Source organism: Ochrobactrum sp. PL_is483 (genome assembly GCF_055816855.1).
This window is the reverse complement of sequence record NZ_JBVPGS010000034.1, coordinates 152,764-169,793: the sequence shown is the minus strand read 5'-3', so window position 1 is coordinate 169,793 and position 17,030 is coordinate 152,764. Positions and strand designations below refer to the sequence as shown.

The window sequence follows — 17,030 nt, the reverse complement described above, 5'->3', positions numbered from 1 at the left end:
AATTTGATGCAATACACATTCGACATGGGGCCGGTTCTGGCAGCCTGGCCCGCGCTCCTCAACGGTGCGATCCAGACGCTCAAGATTTCATCCATTTCCATGGTCCTGGGCCTGGCGCTGGGCGTCGTCTTCATGCTGATGCGGATGAGTTCGGTGCGGGTGATCGCGCTCACAGCCTTCGGCTATATCGAGCTGATCCGCAACACACCGTTTCTGGTGCAATTGTTCTTCATCTTCTTCGGCATGCCTTCGCTGGGCGTGACGCTTTCCGCCGAACAGGCGGCCATTCTCGCCATGACGCTCAATTGCGCGGCTTATGCGGCGGAAATCGTGCGCGGCGGTGTGGAATCGATCAAGGCAGGTCAAATCGAAGCTGGTAGGGCGCTTGGGCTTCATACCTTCGATATCTATCGTTTCATCATCTTTCGTCCCGCCATACGCGCTGTATATCCCGCGCTTTGCAGCCAGTTCATCCTGATGATGCTCAATTCAAGCCTTGTCGCGTCGATCTCCGCGGAAGAACTGACCTATGTCGGACAGATGATAGATTCGGAAACGTTCCGCAGCTTTGAAATCTATTTCGTGCTCGGCGTCATCTACCTGGCCTTATCGCAATTCTTCTCGATCGTTCTGCAAATCATCGGCAGGACCTATTTTTCCTATCCGTCGAAGTGAGGTCCCAAGATGATCCGCAGTTTTGGTTTCTCCGAATTTCTCTTCATTCTCGATGGTGCAAAATGGACCGTCATTCTTTCCATCCTTGCCTTCACTTTCGGGGGGCTGGGCGGTCTGGTCGTAGCGCTGGGACGCACCGCCACGAAAAGGTGGCTGCGCTATCTGATGGCGGCCTATATCCAGATTTTTCAGGGTACACCGCTGCTGATCCAGCTGTTCTTCGTCTATTTCGGCCTGCCCATTCTGGGTATTCGGGTTGACATCTGGGTGGCGCTGATCATCGGCCTGTCGCTGCATGCCAGTGCTTTTCTGGGAGAGATCTGGCGCGGCAGCATTCAGGCTGTGCCCACCGGGCAGGATGAGGCCGCCCGCGCGCTCGGTATCGGTTATTTCCATCGCATGAAGGATGTCGTGCTGCCGCAAGCCTTTCGTATTGGCCTTCCGGCGACAATCGGCTTTCTGGTCAATTTGATAAAGGGAACGGCGCTGGCCGCGCTGCTCGGACTGACTGAACTCACCCGTTCAGGACAGTTGATGGCCAATATCACGTTTGAGCCGATGAAGGTCTACGGCACCGTGGGGCTCATCTATTTCATCATCTGCGTGCCGCTCACTTATTACAGCGCCCGGATCGAGAAGCGGCTGAACGCTTCACGCTAATCAACGATAAAACAAACCAGAGGTAAGAACATGATCAACGCAGTTTTCAAGAGTTCCGCGATTGCCCTCAGCCTTGCAACCAGCCTCGTCGCATCGGCCTTGTCTGTCGGTGCGTCGCAAGCCGCAAGCCCGGAGGAAATCAAGGCCAAGGGCGTGGCCGTCATCGGCGTACAGATGGATCAGTTTCCATGGGGTTTCATCGATGAGAACGGCAAGAATGGTGGTTTTGACATCGATGTGGCCAATCTCATTGCTAAGGAGCTGGGCGTCGAGGTCAAGTTCGAACGTGTGACAGGGCAAAACCGCATTCCGCTGCTGACCAATGGCATGGTCGATTTTCTGGTGCCCTCGATGACGATCACCCCCGAACGCGCAAAGGTCATCCAGTTCGTGCTTCCCTATTCGGCCAATGACATCACGGTCTGGGGCAAAAAGGACGCTGAGATCAACAGCAACGAGGATCTCGTCAATTACACGATCGGTGTCAATCGCGGCAGCGCTTTCGAGCCGATCCTCAAAAAGGCCGCCCCCGCGGGCACAAAAATCAAGGGTTTTGACGACGACGCCACCACCGTGCAGGCGCTTCTGTCGGGCCAGGTTGATGCGATCCTGGGCAGCCTCACCTATGGCCTTGTGATCCAGAATACCGGGAATGGCGACAAATATGTTCGCAAATACAAGGCTGCGGACAATATCCAGGCCATGGCGGTGCGCAAGGGCGATCAGGCCATGCTCGATTTTCTCAATGATTTCGTGACGCGCCACAACGCAGATGGTTCGCTGGATACGCTCTATAAGAAGTGGATCGGCGTCGACCGTCCAAAGTTGCCAGCCACGCTTGAAGGGGTGGATTTCACCGGCAAGCAATAACGCCAACACATAAGCTTTCCCGGTGCGTGTGAAACGCACCGGCACATCCAAAGTCTCCAGTATCCAAAGACATGAACCCGCAAGGCCTTTTGCGGGAACCGATAAACACGTGCCCGAACCTGAGCCGTGACAGAACACAACGTATTCGTCCCTTTCGGGGATATCTTTCTGGGAGTTAAGCAGAAAATGACGATAGATGGCAAACTGATCAGGGTGGGTGTCGATATCGGCGGAACCTTCACCGACGTGGCAATGGAAGTGGGTTCCACCCTTCATTCAACCAAGGTGCTGACGGATTATGCATTTCCCGAAAATGCCATCGTCAAGGGCATTCGGGAAGTGGCTGAAAAAGCCGGGGTCAAGCTTGATCAGATCGACACTGTCATTCACGGAACGACGCTTGCCACCAATGCGCTAATTGAGCGACGCGGCGCGAAAACCGCACTGGTGACAACCAAAGGTTTTCGCGATGTGATCGAAATGCGCACGGAAAGCCGTTTCGAGCAATATGATCTCGACATCGTGCTGCCCGCGCCGCTTGTTGCGCGTAACGACCGGCTGGTTGTTAACGAACGCATCGGCGCGCGTGGCGAGGTTTTGAAGCCGCTCGATGAAGAAGAAGTCGATGCGCTTTGCGACCGCATCATTGCGGAAGGCTACGAAAGTGTCGCCGTCGGCTTCATCCATTCCTATCTCAATGGCGAGCATGAGCGTCGCTTCCGCGAGCGTATTCTCGCCAAAAAGCCCGGTCTGTCCGTATCGATTTCCTCTGAAGTCTCGCCGCAGATGCGCGAATTCCAGCGGTTTAACACCGTCTGCGCCAATGCCTATGTCAAGCCGCTGATGGCGTCTTACCTCAATCGTCTTGTCGGGCGACTGCGCGAAGAGGGCCTTGTCGCGCCCGTCTTCATGATCCATTCGGGCGGCGGTATCATCAGCATTGAAAGCGCCATCGAATTTCCCGTTCGCTTGCTTGAATCCGGTCCCGCCGGCGGCGCGATCTTCGCGGCCCACATTGCCGCCAATCACAAGCTTGATCAGGTTGTCTCTTACGATATGGGCGGCACGACCGCAAAAATCTGCCTTATTGAGCAGCAGATGCCCAAAACCTCCAAAACCTTTGAAGTGGCGCGTACCTATCGCTTCAAGAAGGGAAGCGGCATGCCGATCTCCATTCCGGTGATCGAAATGGTCGAGATCGGTGCGGGCGGCGGCTCAATTGCAACCGTCGATTCCATGCGTCAGATACGCGTCGGACCCCATAGCGCGGGATCGGAACCCGGCCCTGCCTGCTATGATCGGGGGGGCATCCATCCAACCGTTACGGACGCCGATGTCATTTTGGGCCGCCTCGACCCCGATACATTTGCGGGCGGCACGATGCAACTCTCGCGCTCCGCATCGGAAAAAGCGATGGACGCCGATATCGGCTCCAAGCTCGGTTCCGACATTGCCACTTCCGCCTATGGTCTGAGCGAAGTGGTGGATGAGAACATGAGCAATGCCGCACGCATGCATGCGGTTGAGAACGGCAAGGAACTGTCGGAATTCACCATGATCGCCTTTGGCGGTGCCGCTCCGGTTCATGCCGCGCGCCTGTGTGAAAAACTCGGCGTGACCGATCTTCTCATTCCGCCCGGAGCCGGCGTCGGTTCGGCCATCGGTTTTCTGCGTGCGCCCTTCGGCTTTGAATCGGTACGCAGTGCCTATAGCCGCCTGAGCCGCTTTGAAGGCAGGGCCATCAATGCGGTCATCAGGGAACTGGTCGAGGAAGCAACTTCCTTCGTTCGATCAGGCGCGCCTGATGCCAGCCCGACGCTCGAATGCACCGCTTACATGCGCTATGCCGGACAGGGCTGGGAAGTGCCGGTTACGATTGACGTCCGCGACTATAGCGATGCGGATGCGACGCTGTTCCGCACGCTTTTTGACGAATGCTATGAGCGTTTCTTCGGCCGCGTGATCGATGATCTCGATGTCGAGATTGTCAGCTGGTCGTTGCGCGCAAGTGCAGACGCCGCTGCCCCAACGCCTGCAAAGCCGATTCAGAAACAGGCGCAAGCCGCCATATCCGCGACGCGTCAGGTGTTCGACGTTCTCGAAGAACGCTTCCTCGAAGCCTCGATCGTCGAGCGCGAGACCATGAAACCAGGCGAGTGGATTGCTGGCCCCGCCATCATCACCGAACGCGAAACCTCGACCGTTGTCACCTCCAGCCGCGAAGCGATCATGCAGGCCGATGGATGCCTGCTGCTGCGCGCCAAGGCCGCCTAGGGCGGTTCCTGTTCTGACAGAATCCCCGGAACCGCTCTAACTATTTGTTTTATCGCATTATCCAACGCAAAACCGTTTCACACTTTTGCTGGAAATGCTCCAAGGAGCCGTCTCACATGACAAAGAAACCCATTTCCGACGTTCATATGCAGATCATGTGGAATCGCCTGATTTCAGTTGTTGAGGAACAGGCCGTCACCCTCATCCGTACCGCTTTCAGCACCAGCGTGCGTGAATCCGGCGACCTTTCCGCAGGTGTCTTCAACCGCGCAGGCCTCATGATCGCGCAGGCCGTGACCGGCACCCCCGGCCACGTCAATGCCATGGCGGAAGCGGTCGGCCACTTCATCAACGACATAGGTCGCGAAAACATCTACGAGGGCGATGTCTATATCACCAACGACCCATGGAAAGGCACGGGGCACCTGCATGACTTCACGGTGGTGTCACCCAGCTTTCGCAAGGGCAAACTGACTGGCTTCTTTGCCTGCACGGCCCATGTGGTTGATGTTGGCGGGCGCGGCTTCGGCCCAGACGCGAACGAGGTTTATGAAGAAGGCATTTTCGTGCCGATCATGAAATTTGCCGAGCGCGGTGTGGTCAACAAGGACCTGGTCAATATACTGCGAAACAATGTGCGCGAAAGCCATCAGGTCGTCGGCGATGTCTATTCGCTCGCAGCCTGCAATGAAATCGGTCATCGCCGCCTGATGGACATGATGGATGAATTCCAGCTCGATGATCTGGAAGGCCTGGCCGATTTCATCTTCAAGCGCAGCTATGATGCGACGCTGGAACGTCTGGCCAGCCTGCCGCACGGCACCTATTCCAACGTGATGCGCGTCGATGGCTACGGCGATCCAATCGACATTGCCGTGCGGATAGACGTGCATGCCGATCATATTCTGGCGGATTTCGCCGGTACATCATCACCAAGCCCGAAGGGCATCAACTGTCCGTTGATCTACTCTGCCGCCTATGCCTGCTATGGCCTGAAATGCTCGCTCGCACCGGAAATTCCCAATAATCATGCCTCCTTGCTGCCGTTCAAGGTGACAGCGCCGAAAGACTGCATCCTCAATGCGCAGCGTCCGGCTCCCGTTTCAGTGCGCCACGTGCTCGGCCATCTTGTGCCCGATGCGGTGCTCGGTGCAGTCCACAAGATGCTGCCGGGAAAAGTGCCTGCCGAAGGTTCTGGTGCGCTTTGGAACCTGCATGTCAGCGCACGTCCGCTCACCGGCAAGGATGCCCCGAGGGATGGCGGCCAGCGTGCGGAAGTGCTGCTGTTCAACAGCGGCGGCACCGGCGCGCGCTCGCACCTGGACGGATTGAGCGCCACGGCTTTCCCGAGCGGTGTGCATTCAATGTCGATTGAGGCAACCGAGCATGTCGGGCCGGTCATTTTCTGGCGCAAGGAACTGCGCGATGGTTCAGGTGGTGCCGGTCAGTTCCGCGGCGGTCTCGGTCAGGTGGTGGAAATCGCTCCAACCGAAGGGCACGAGATTTATTTCAACGCAATGTTCGACCGCATCAAGCACCCGCCGCGTGGGCGCGAAGGGGGAGAAGACGGAGCCGCTGGCGCAGTCCTTCTCGACGACGGTACGGTGTTGAACGCCAAGGGACGCCAGCATGTTCCTGCCGGTCGCAGGCTCATCCTGCAGTTGCCCGGCGGCGGCGGTTACGGCCCACTCGACAAGCGAGACGCGGAAGCCGTCAAACGCGACCGGGATTTTGATTATGTCGTGAATGGATAATCCTGAACATCCCCGCAAGCCGCCCCACGTGAGCCGTCCCACGCGGGCGGCTTCTTTTATCTCACGAATAAAGAGTATTCCCATGCAGTACGAAAATCGTCGATCATCGGGCATTCAGGCATCCCCCAGCATGGCCGTCGCCATGGCCGCCCGGAAACTGCGCGCCGAGGGCCGAGACATTGTTGATCTTTCTCTGGGTGAACCTGATTTTGAACCGCCCACCCCCGTTCTGGATGCTGTCTATGCGGCTGTGAAAGCCGGTGGCGTGCGTTATGGTGCCGCCGCTGGCACGGAATCGCTTCGCAAGGCCATCATTGCCAAGTTCAGCCGCGACAACCAGCTTGAATTCAGCATTGATGAGCTGACCGTAGCCAACGGCGCCAAACAGATACTGTTCGACACATTTCTGGCAACGCTGGAAGAAGGGGATGAAGTGATTATCCCCACGCCATGCTGGGTATCCTATGCCGATATTGTCGCATTGCATGGCGGCAAGCCGGTCTTCGTGCCTTGCGGACCGGACACCGGTTTCAAACTGACGGCGAGCCAGCTTGCGGCGGCTATTACGCCCAAATCGCGCTGGCTGATGCTCAATTCCCCGTCCAATCCGACGGGCGCCATTTATAGCGAAGATGAATATGAGCAACTCGCCAATATCCTTGGAAAGCACGAGCGCATTCTTATTCTCTCCGATGAGATCTATGAGCATGTCCTGCTAGGCGAGGTGCCGTTCATATCTTTCGGGACTGCGTGTCCTCAGCTTCGCGAACGCACGCTCATTGTCAACGGTGTCTCCAAAACCTATGCCATGACGGGCTGGCGCGTCGGCTATGCCGCAGGTCCCAAAGCCCTTGTTGCCGCGATCAACAAGATGCAATCGCAAAGCGTGACTTCCGTATGCTCTATCGCGCAGGCGGCGGCGCAGGCAGCCCTTGACGGTAATCAAGCCTATGTGGCGCAGGCGGCAAAAACCTTCAGCCGCCGCGCTGATCTGGTGGCCGCCCATCTGGCGCAGATTGCGGATATTGATTTCCTCAAACCCGATGGCGCTTTTTACGCTTTCATCGGTGTTGAAAAGCTTTTCGGCCGCAAAACCGGTGCAGACAGCGTCCTTCGAACCGATACTGACGTAGCAGGATATCTGCTGAATGATTTCGGCGTTTCCAGTGTCCCGGGCATTGCCTTTGGAGCCCCAGGCTTTATCCGCCTGTCAATTGCGGCTTCGGAAGAAGAACTGGTCAAAGCCTGTGCGCGTCTCGAGGAAATGGTCGCTTCCCTGACGTGAAGGCATCAAGAAGCCGCAGCTATAAACTGCGGCTTCTGCTTTTAAGTACGGTGTCAGGCCGCCTGCTTGCGGGCATATTTGCCAATCAGAGCTTCAAGCATGCCTTCTTCTTCCCTGGTCAGGTCGGAAAGAGGAGCACGAACCGGACCGGCAGCAAAGCCCTGCAGGCGTACGCCAGCCTTGACCGCGGCAACGGCATAGCCCTTGCGGCGGCTGCGGACCGCCATAAACGGATAGAAGAACTCATTGAGGATACGCTCGCAGCTTGTGCGGTCGCCTGCTCGCAATGCCTTGTAGAATTCCACCGCCAGGCCCGGAACAAAGTTGAAAACCGCCGAGGAATATGTGGTGAAGCCCGCGCCGAGATACGCTTCGGCGAAGAGTTCTGCCGTTGGCATACCGCCGAGATAGGTCAGGCGGTCGCCCATTTTTGCGGTAATCTGGCGAACCAGACCAATGTCGCCAACGCCATCCTTGAAACCGACTAGATTGGGGCAGGCATCGCAAAGGCGGGCCAGCGTGTCGGCCTGAAGAACCGAATTATCGCGGTTATAGACCATGACGCCGATACCGATGGACTGACAGACGCGCCTGACATGCTCATAGAGCCCTTCCTGCGGGGCATCGATCAGGTAATGGGGCAGAAGCAAAATTCCATCCGCCCCAGCTTTTTCTGCCGATTTCGCGATCTCGATGGCAACCTCGGTGCCATAGCCGCAACCAGAGACGATGGCCGTATCACTGCCGCCTGCGGCCTCTTTGGCGGCCGAAACGATTGCTGGAATTTCGTCGGGTTTTAAAGAGAAAAATTCACCCGTGCCTCCTGCTGCGAACAGCACAGGGGCGTCGAAACCCGAAAGCCATTCGACATGCGCCTTATAGCTTTCAGGCGCAAAATTCCCCTCCGCATCAAAATGCGTGACCGGAAACGAAAGCAGGCCAGCGCCCAGTTTCTGTTTGATGAGTTGCGGTTCCATGTGTCGATCCCTTCTGGAAAATTACACATAGGACCTAGCCTAGTCAGATGATAAGTGTCAATAACTTATATTATAAGTTGTCATGTGTTCTCTGCAGGATGGCGCGATAGCGGGTCTGGCTCCCCTTCAAATGGCGGCGCATCGCCTCGCGCGCACCGTTTTCGTCGCCGTTGAATATCGCTTCTATGATCTGCGCGTGTTCCCTGTGCAGATGGGCGATATAATCACCGGGACTGGTATCTGTACCGGTCTGAAGCGCGGCGCGGGGAATGACGCCGCTGCCGATCATTGCCAGGAACTCGCGGAAGCGCGGATTGTTGGCGGCGTCGGCAATGGCAAGATGCAGGGCAAAATCCGCCTCGCTCGTGGGTTTACCGGATTCGAGGCAGGCCAGAACCTGCTTGTGACAATTGATGATGGCTTCTTCCTGTTGCGGCGAACGACGCAAGGCGGCAAGTCCCGCAGCTTCAACTTCCACGCCGGTTCGCAGTTCCAGCAGTTCTATGACGGAAGAAATGCGCTCATAATCAAGGTTTTGGAAGGGAGCTGTTTCTGGAGGCTGGGGTTCGAGTACAAAGACGCCCGCGCCTTGTCTTGCTTCCACCAGCCGGTCAGCCCGCAACGCGGCGATTGCTTCGCGAATGACGGTGCGGCTGACGCCAAAAGATTCAGTAAGTCGTGCTTCGCTCGGCAACTTCGTTCCGGGCGTTATTTCGCCTGACTGTATGGATCGCCGCAGCTGTTCACTCACCTTGGCGACAAGATTGCCAGTTGAGCGGGATGTGTCCTTGTCTTTGTTCGTCACCGCAAGCTTTCCTTGGTTGTGCTTCAATCGTGTAGCAATTCTGATTGCGTAGAACAAGACCGCATGTGAGAGTCATATGATGTATTGACGTCTATCACCAAATACATATTATGCATTTGTGAATAGACCAGAAATGGAAATGACAATGATTTTTAAGCCCCACGGATGCCATCTGATCGCTGGTGAATGGGTGGCAGGGGAGGCGACATTTGCCTCGACACCTGCGAGTGGTCCATCCTATGCATTTGCTGTCGGGACGCCCGCTCTGGTAGCGCGCGCCTGCGAAGCGGCGGAAGATGCTTTCTGGACTTATGGTTATACGAGCCGCGAAGAACGCGCTCAATTCCTTGAAGCCATCGCCGACGAAATCGAAGCACGCGCTGCCGCCATCACGGAAATCGGCACGCAGGAAACCGGCCTGCCGGCAGGCCGACTTGAAGGCGAGCGTGGACGCACCACCGGCCAGCTCCGCTTTTTGCCAGCCATATCCGCAAGGGTGACTATTTGGATCGTCGCATTGACGAGGCCCTGCCGGATCGGAAGCCAGCGCCGCGTCCGGAAATCCGGCTGATGCAGCGTCCGATTGGCCCGGTTGCCGTTTTCGGGGCCTCCAATTTTCCACTCGCTTTCTCGACCGCTGGCGGCGACACGGCAGCTGCCCTTGCTGCAGGCTGCCCGGTTGTCGTGAAAGGTCACTCCGCCCATCCCGGCACCGGCGAAATCGTCGCTGACGCCATTCATGCCGCTATTGCCCGGACCGGGATGCCGAAGGGCGTGTTCAGCCTCATCCAGGGTGGCGACCGCAAAGTCGGCGAAGCGCTGGTCACGCATCCGCTGATCAAGGCCGTCGGCTTCACGGGTTCGCTGGCAGGCGGTCGCGCCCTGTTCAACCTGTGCGCACAGCGCCCGGAACCGATCCCGTTCTTCGGAGAACTTGGCTCCGTCAATCCGATGTTCCTGCTGCCGGAAGCCTTGAAAACACGCGCCTCGTCGCTCGGCGAAGGCTGGGCCGCGTCCTTGACCATGGGTGCCGGTCAGTTCTGCACCAATCCGGGAATTGCCGTGGTTATCGACGGATCGGACGCCGACAGCTTTGTGCAGTCTACCCGCAGCGCATTGGAAAAGGTCGCTCCGCAGGTCATGCTGACCGACGGCATTGCCAAGGCCTATCGGGACGGCAAGGCGCATTTCGACAGCCGCAACTCCATCAAGCCCGTGCTGGCGACCGAAAGCAAGGGTCGCGAAGCTTCGCCCAACCTCTATGAGACAACCGGCGAAGCCTTTCTTGGCGATCACACGATCGGCGAAGAAGTGTTCGGCCCGCTCGGGGTTGTCGTTCGCGTCAAGTCGGTCGACGACATGGTGCATCTGGCCAAGGGATTTGAAGGCCAGCTGACGGCAACCTTGCATATGGACAAGGACGATGCCGCTTCAGCCCGCAAGCTCCTGCCGGTTCTGGAACGCAAGGCCGGACGCGTTCTGGCCAACGGTTTCCCGACCGGCGTGGAAGTTGTCGATTCGATGGTGCATGGCGGGCCTTATCCGGCTAGCACCAATTTCGGCGCAACCAGCGTTGGAACCATGTCCATCCGCCGCTTTCTGCGCCCCGTCAGCTATCAGAATATCCCGGCCGATGTGCTGCCGATGGATTTCGAGTGAAGCTTCCTTATCTTTGTTGAAACCACATACATCAGGCCCTATCGGCCTGATGCGCCCTGTTCTGGAAATATTGGCGGATCGGCGCCAGTGCCAACGCAACCGCTTTTCAGTCTCCGGCGCGAATCTTTGACCCAGCGACAGATCGTCGAAGGATCAACAGGCACACCCCGCTCACCGAGGTCGTGGCAATGCTCGAGCAGAATCTCGGCGCCAGAGCCGCGTGACCCAGGCGTGGGAAGGCTTCTCCACAGCCAATTGGAATTTTTGCAACCGGGCCAATTGGCCCAACGCATCTTATAATTATTCGCTTGCCACATATCCAAAAACGGTTATTCAACAATGCTATGTAATCTGGGGTGGCAAATGGCTTTTACTAAAAATTTAGAGCGCATTCCGAAAAGTGTGAAACGGTTTTCGGAAAAAATGCGCGGTAAAATAAACAGTTAGAGCGCCGATCTGATCCGATCGGATCGAAACGCGCTCGAAGGATAATTGCGTCCACTGTAGGCTGTTTGACCTTGATTGGGTTTGCCAGTGGGATAGCTCCAGGCAGAAAACTTTCGTTTTTACAGGACGCCAACAAAAACTGGTTATTTCAGCGATCACCAAATGCAATTATCTGAAAACATTTGGTTTTGCTGATGTGCAGCTTCAGACAGCAGCATGGTTAGGGCGAACTCAACCTGACAGGCGCGACATCCCGCTGCAAAGTTCAACGCATACCTTTCGGGTTAATTCCATGAAGAGCTCCGCGCATCACAGCCACATCTACGGTCTCGACATATTGCGCATCATTTCTGCGCTTGCCGTCATGTGCTACCATTTCGCGTTTCGCGGTGAAGCCGCTGGTGAATTGCCAGCGATCAATATCCCCGAAACAATGAAAGCCATAGCGAGTTATGGGTCATTGGGGGTCAGCGTTTTCTTCATTATCAGTGGGTATGTAATTGCTTACTCTGCCGAAGGCCAAAGGCCCTGGTCGTTTATGATCGCGAGATTTACGCGCATCTACCCTACTTTCTTAATGATGATGACCTTGACCGCCGCTACAATATGGCTTTCATCAAATCCATTATTTCATGTCAGCATGCGCCAGTATCTGGCCAACACAATCATCTTTTCCAAATTGCTTGGCGAGCCATTCGTTGATGGCGCATACTGGTCAATTGTCCTCGAGGTCATCTTTTATGGTTGGATATTTATAATTTTAGCCCTCGGTCAATTTCAGAATATCCTTAGGATTATTCCGATCTGGCTGGCCTTTTCATTGACAAATGAGTTTTATATCGGCTCCGAACATCTCCAGAACCTCTTTATTACAGAACACAGCGGCTTCTTTGCGATGGGAATCGTCCTGAATCGCCTCCATAAACAGTTTTCATACTATGCGTGCGTTCTATTCATTAGCGCTGCTTGTTACTCGATATATACAGCAACTGCAGGTATAGAATGGGCTGAAGCCGCTTACTCGACCACGTTTTCTTCTGTGGTAATCGCTGCAATCATTCTTTGTTCGATAGCTATGTTCTTATTGATGCTCTATTTAAAAATTAACGAGCGATACTTTAACATTATTAGTATTTTAGGTGGTGCAACCTACTCACTTTATCTGCTGCACCAGAACGTCGGTTATATCGCGATTGCAAAACTACTCGATTACGTTTCACCGTTAAGTGCGCTTGCATTGACAATGGTCGCTTTGATTTCTTTTTCGGTCGTATTCCATGGAATTGTCGAAAAGAGACTTAATCCGATGCTCCGAAGGAAATTGCTTCAGTTTTCATCAAAGCCGCGCCTCGCAACTTCGTAATTTGCCTTACCGCGAATGTCGCCGGTTAAGTCGATCAACAGGGACACCCCGCTCGCCCCTCATTTGCTCAAGGTCGCGGTAGCTGGTCCCTGGCGGCAATACTACCGCAGAGACAAGAGAATGATCTTACCCAGAAAATGAGCCAGCCTTTTTGGGTATTCGATGAACGTGGAGTTGTCATGCCAGACTGAGGTTTTTCATGACTTTGCGCAGCGTTGAAACGCTTTGATAGCCCGCTTCCACGCTCGCGACGGCCAATGGGACCCCTTCAGCCTGCCGGCGCATGGCGTGGGAAGCGCGCAGGCGCTGACGCCATTCAATAAAGCTCATGCCCGTTTCCTGGCGAAATTTGCGTGTCATCGTCCGCCGACTCATACCCACCTGTTCGGCCCAATCATCGATGGTAAGGTCCAGGCCCGGATCATCCAGTAGATTCCGGCACAGTTTTCGCAGCTGTTTTTCTGCTGGAAGCGGTACTGTCAGCGGTTGTCTGTTCGCACAGCGGATTTCGTCCAGAATGAGAGCGGAAAGATGCCGACCGCGTCCGTTTTCGTCATAAAGCACGGGCTCATTCGCAAGCGCCTGAATGCTGGCGTCGAGCAATGCGGAGACTTTGAGGACGCGCGTTTCTTCCCACAAATCCCGCGAAATGTTCTCTTCCACATAGACCGAGTACATTTCCGTTTCACCGAACGTTTCCACCGCATGGGGCAGATCCGGTCCCAATAACACGGCGTAGCCTGTGGGGAGCATGAAAGCGCCCTCTTCGGTCAGCGCCGTCATGTAACCGGAATTCCCGTAGAGTAATTGTCCGCGCCGATGACTATGCCAGCCAAAATTCATGCCGGTTTTGTATTCACGCCGCATGACCGCTAAAGGCCGCGGTAAATTCTGATAGTCGATGGCGTGTTTCGGTCGCATGCAAATTTCCGTTTGGCCCAATTTGACTGAAATTGTCATATTTGACGGAAATTGCAGAATTTTGACCCGATTGCAACGGAGTTTGGCCTGACTCCATCAAGGTTGCTGAAATATATTCAGCCGCGTAACGCGTTCATTGATACGCACAAATTAGAATTATTCTGAAATTCAAATTTGCGCAACGCCAAAATCATTGCATAGCCCGCAGCCATGATCAGCCAGCGGGGTAACGTGCCGCCCGCCTGCCGGTCGGCAAGGAGAGCCGAATTGAATACGAGTGGTGCTGCGCGCAAACAGGGCACAAAGAAGTCGCGACGGACGAGCGTCAAATGTCTGCTGGAAACCGCAATTCTTGGTGGCGCGGCTTCCATCGCAATCGCGGCGCCATCAGCAGCGCAAGAGGCTGGAATCCTCAAGCTCGACACGATTGAGATACAGACGTCCGGTGGGAAAGGCCCGCGTGCGCCTGTGGAAGGTTACATTGCCGAGTACAGCCGTGCGGCAACCAAAAGTGACGTGCCAATCCGCGAAACGCCGCAGTCTATTTCGGTCGTCACGCGTGACAATATGAATGACCGCGCGGTGCAGTCGGTCAGCGAAGCGATGCTGTATAGCGCCAATGTGAACGCACAGCGTTATGGTGCCGATGTTCGTTCGGACTATTTTACCGTGCGCGGCTTTCCGGCTGATCTTTATCTGGATGGCCTGCGCATTCCCCAGATTGCCAGCCAATCCGGCGGCTATTCGGGCTTTGTTGTCGAACCCTATTCTCTGGAAAGCGTGGAAATCCTGCGCGGCCCGAGTTCTGCCCTGTTTGGCCAGAGCAATGTCGGCGGCATCGTCAATATGGTCAGCAAGCAGCCGCAGGCCGAAGCTTCGCGGGAAATTTATCTGCGCGGCGGAAGCTTTGAACGCAAGGAATTCGGCGTCGATATTACAGGGCCGATCAACAACGATCCCCGCTTCACCTATCGCCTGAACGGAATTTTCCGCGATAGCAACACGTCTTACGATCTGGGCAAGAACGATCGCATTGCGATCAATCCCAGTTTTGCCTGGCGGCCCGATGCGGATACCAGCCTTGTGGTTTCCGGCGGCTACCTGAAGGACAATATGGGGCAGGCCGGCGTCATCATCCCGGCCTATGGCAGCGTATTGCCAAATCCGACTGGACAGACGATCTCACGCGACTTTTCCGATGGCGACCCGCGCAATGCGATCTACAAGAAAGAGATCGGTTATGTGGGCTATGATTTCGAACACCGCTTCAACGACACGTTCACCGTGCGCCAGAATTTTCGCTATTCGCATATGAAGACGGATTACCGCAATCTGTTCACCGGTGTCATTCCGACCAAGGGCTGGGATGGTCATACGATCCCGCGCACCAACTATCTGGCCCAGCCCGAACTTGATGCGATAGCCTTCGATACGCAACTGGAGTCGCGTTTCGATACGGGGCCGTTGGCGCACACCCTGCTTGTGGGCGTCGACCAGCAATGGCAACGCCTCGATAATTATACCGCTTCGGCAAGCGGCCCGTCGCAGGATCTTTTCAATCCGACCTACGACCAGCCTCTCGCCGAGCTGTCTCCGACGACACGGCTTTTGCAGAAACAGTACCAGACCGGCCTTTATGTCCAGGACCAGATCGAAGCGGGCAAGCTTCGCGTCACGCTGGGCGGCCGCAAGGATTTCGTCAGCATCCGTTCCGAGCAGACCGCACTTTCATCGGGGAAGACCACGGATTACGAACAGGACCCCGACAAGTTCACCGGCCGCGTCGGCGTGGCATATCTGTTCGATTCAGGCTTCGTGCCATATGCGCTGTACTCGACTTCCTTCCTGCCGACATTGACGCTCGCCGATACGCCGCTCAAACCCACGACCGGCACCCTGAAGGAAGTGGGTTTGAAATATGCACCGGAGGGAGAGGATTACACTGTCACGCTTTCGGCTTTCGAAGCGGAGCAGCAAAATGTCGTGAACCGCATCTCCGGCGTTTATTACCAGACCGACGAGGTGCGGGTTCGCGGGGTCGAGCTCGAGGGAACCGCACGTCTTTGGAACAGGCTCAACGTCACCGGCGCATTGAGCTTCCAGGACCCGGAAGTCAGCGAAAGCCAGAATCCTGCCCAGATTGGCAAATTGCCTTATACCGTGCCGAAGAACCAGCAATCCCTGTTCCTGAGCTACGACATGCCGCTGCCGGGCAATATCGAAGGCAACCTTGTCGTTGGAGGCGGCGTGCGCCGCATCGGAAAGACGGCGGGCGACACGCTCAACACCTTCTATGTGCCGTCCTATACGCTGGTCGATGCGTTTCTGCGCTACGACTTCGGCAACTATCGCCTGCAGGTCAACGCCTATAATCTCGGCGACAAGAAATATGTGGCTGGCTGCAATTCCACAAGCCAGTGCTATTATGGCCAGGGTCGTTCCATCGTGGCGACGACGAGCGTTCGATGGTAACAGTTTTTTCGCGGCGTGATGTTCTTGTGGGGGCCGCCATGGCTGCCCTCACTTCTGTCGCCCGTGCAGAGCCGTTGAAAATTGTAACGCTCGAATGGGCTGCGACCGAGATTCTTCTCTCGCTCGATATTGTCCCGGTCGGTGTTGCCGATCTGGCGGGATATCGCCAATGGGTGAACATCGAGAACGGTAAGCTTTCCGAAGCGGTCGATGTCGGCGGACGTCAGCAGCCAAGCCTTGAAGCCCTGATGCGGCTGAAGCCCGATCTTATTATCACGTCCGCGCTGCGCCACGGCGCCATTGCGGCTCGCCTGAACGAAATTTCGCCAACCTTGCTGATCGATACGGGTTCCGAGAAGTCCGATTTCTACAGCAACATGGAAGCCGGGTTATCGACCGCTGGCAAGGCGGTCGGGCGGGAAGCGGAAGCGCGTAAGGAATGGGTCTCTTTTGAAGGCCGTCTTTCTGCTGCGAGGGCGAAGCGCTCGCCGCAGGAAACGAGGATCGTCATCGCGCAGCCATTGCCGGGCGTTGCCCGTCTGCGCGTCTTCACAACCAATTCCGCTGTGATGATGACACTGGTGAAAGCCGGATTTTCACCGGCTGTCGATCTGGGCAGCCAATCCTTCGGCTTTACGACATTGGGGCTGGAAGATCTCGCCACGCTGGGCGCCGATACGCATCTCTGCCTACTTGGCGATGAGCCGCCGCGCGAGTTGACGGAAAGTGCCCTTTGGCCGGTCCTGCCGATGGTCGCGAGCAATCAGGTGCACGCTGTCGGTCCCGATATCTGGCCCTTCGGCTCCACACGGTCGATGTTGCGTCTGCTTGACCGGCTGGAAAGCGCGTTGCCGATCTGAAGGGGGCG

Annotated in this window: 12 protein-coding genes and 2 pseudogenes; 10 read left to right on the top strand and 4 right to left on the bottom strand. The window is 56.0% G+C overall.

The genetic code is table 11. The annotated features are described in order from the left end of the window. Positions 1 to 6 precede the first annotated feature (6 nt). The 6 genes from AC0TNJ_RS11055 (at position 7) to AC0TNJ_RS11030 (ending at position 7,518) form a co-directional block, all read left to right on the top strand. Positions 7 to 675, top strand: a complete 669-nt coding sequence (locus AC0TNJ_RS11055) for an amino acid ABC transporter permease (RefSeq protein WP_473771141.1) — start codon at positions 7 to 9, stop codon at positions 673 to 675. A gap of 9 nt (positions 676 to 684) precedes the next feature. Next, a complete protein-coding gene (locus tag AC0TNJ_RS11050; protein ID WP_473771140.1) occupies positions 685 to 1,335 on the top strand; it encodes an amino acid ABC transporter permease in 651 nt (216 codons plus the stop codon). A 30-nt stretch (positions 1,336 to 1,365) separates the two neighbouring features. After that, positions 1,366 to 2,205, top strand: a complete 840-nt coding sequence (locus AC0TNJ_RS11045; RefSeq protein ID WP_473771139.1) for a transporter substrate-binding domain-containing protein — start codon at positions 1,366 to 1,368, stop codon at positions 2,203 to 2,205. A gap of 186 nt (positions 2,206 to 2,391) precedes the next feature. Continuing rightward, on the top strand, positions 2,392 to 4,479 hold the full coding sequence (locus AC0TNJ_RS11040) for a hydantoinase/oxoprolinase family protein (RefSeq protein WP_473771138.1): 2,088 nt from the start codon (positions 2,392 to 2,394) through the stop codon (positions 4,477 to 4,479). A 116-nt stretch (positions 4,480 to 4,595) separates the two neighbouring features. Beyond that, positions 4,596 to 6,233, top strand: a complete 1,638-nt coding sequence (locus AC0TNJ_RS11035; protein ID WP_473771137.1) for a hydantoinase B/oxoprolinase family protein — start codon at positions 4,596 to 4,598, stop codon at positions 6,231 to 6,233. Between the two features lie 82 nt (positions 6,234 to 6,315). Further along, positions 6,316 to 7,518 (top strand): pyridoxal phosphate-dependent aminotransferase, encoded by a 1,203-nt coding sequence (locus AC0TNJ_RS11030; RefSeq protein WP_473771136.1) that lies wholly within the window; start codon positions 6,316 to 6,318, stop codon positions 7,516 to 7,518. 53 nt (positions 7,519 to 7,571) lie between these two features. Here AC0TNJ_RS11030 and kdgD read toward each other — a convergent pair whose 3' ends face one another. Beyond that, positions 7,572 to 8,495: a 5-dehydro-4-deoxyglucarate dehydratase gene (kdgD, locus tag AC0TNJ_RS11025; protein ID WP_473771135.1), complete on the bottom strand. Its 924-nt coding sequence runs from the start codon at positions 8,493 to 8,495 to the stop codon at positions 7,572 to 7,574. Positions 8,496 to 8,565: 70 nt separating this feature from the next. Further along, entirely contained in the window at positions 8,566 to 9,300 is a 735-nt protein-coding gene (locus tag AC0TNJ_RS11020) for a FadR/GntR family transcriptional regulator (RefSeq protein ID WP_473771134.1), read from the bottom strand. 145 nt (positions 9,301 to 9,445) lie between these two features. Here AC0TNJ_RS11020 and AC0TNJ_RS11015 point away from each other — a divergent pair. Together AC0TNJ_RS11015 and AC0TNJ_RS11010 are read left to right on the top strand one after the other, a co-directional pair. After that, positions 9,446 to 10,959, top strand: a pseudogene (locus tag AC0TNJ_RS11015) (aldehyde dehydrogenase (NADP(+))). Between the two features lie 739 nt (positions 10,960 to 11,698). Next, the gene (locus AC0TNJ_RS11010; protein WP_473771133.1) at positions 11,699 to 12,769 is read left to right on the top strand and encodes an acyltransferase family protein; all 1,071 of its coding nucleotides are present in this window, start codon (positions 11,699 to 11,701) and stop codon (positions 12,767 to 12,769) included. A gap of 33 nt (positions 12,770 to 12,802) precedes the next feature. On the opposite strand, the pseudogene AC0TNJ_RS11005 reads toward AC0TNJ_RS11010, so the two are convergent. Both AC0TNJ_RS11005 and AC0TNJ_RS11000 read right to left on the bottom strand, forming a co-directional pair. Next, positions 12,803 to 12,915, bottom strand: a pseudogene (locus AC0TNJ_RS11005) (IS6 family transposase); the annotation flags it as partial. Positions 12,916 to 12,946: 31 nt separating this feature from the next. Further along, the gene (locus tag AC0TNJ_RS11000; RefSeq protein ID WP_473771132.1) at positions 12,947 to 13,690 is read right to left on the bottom strand and encodes an AraC family ligand binding domain-containing protein; all 744 of its coding nucleotides are present in this window, start codon (positions 13,688 to 13,690) and stop codon (positions 12,947 to 12,949) included. A gap of 210 nt (positions 13,691 to 13,900) precedes the next feature. Between AC0TNJ_RS11000 and AC0TNJ_RS10995 the strand changes: the two genes are divergently transcribed. Beyond that, on the top strand, positions 13,901 to 16,162 hold the full coding sequence (locus AC0TNJ_RS10995) for a TonB-dependent siderophore receptor (protein WP_473771131.1): 2,262 nt from the start codon (positions 13,901 to 13,903) through the stop codon (positions 16,160 to 16,162). Then, on the top strand, positions 16,156 to 17,022 hold the full coding sequence (locus tag AC0TNJ_RS10990; RefSeq protein WP_473771130.1) for an iron-siderophore ABC transporter substrate-binding protein: 867 nt from the start codon (positions 16,156 to 16,158) through the stop codon (positions 17,020 to 17,022). The genes AC0TNJ_RS10995 and AC0TNJ_RS10990 overlap by 7 nt, the downstream gene beginning before the upstream one ends. The last annotated feature ends 8 nt before the right edge of the window (positions 17,023 to 17,030 follow it).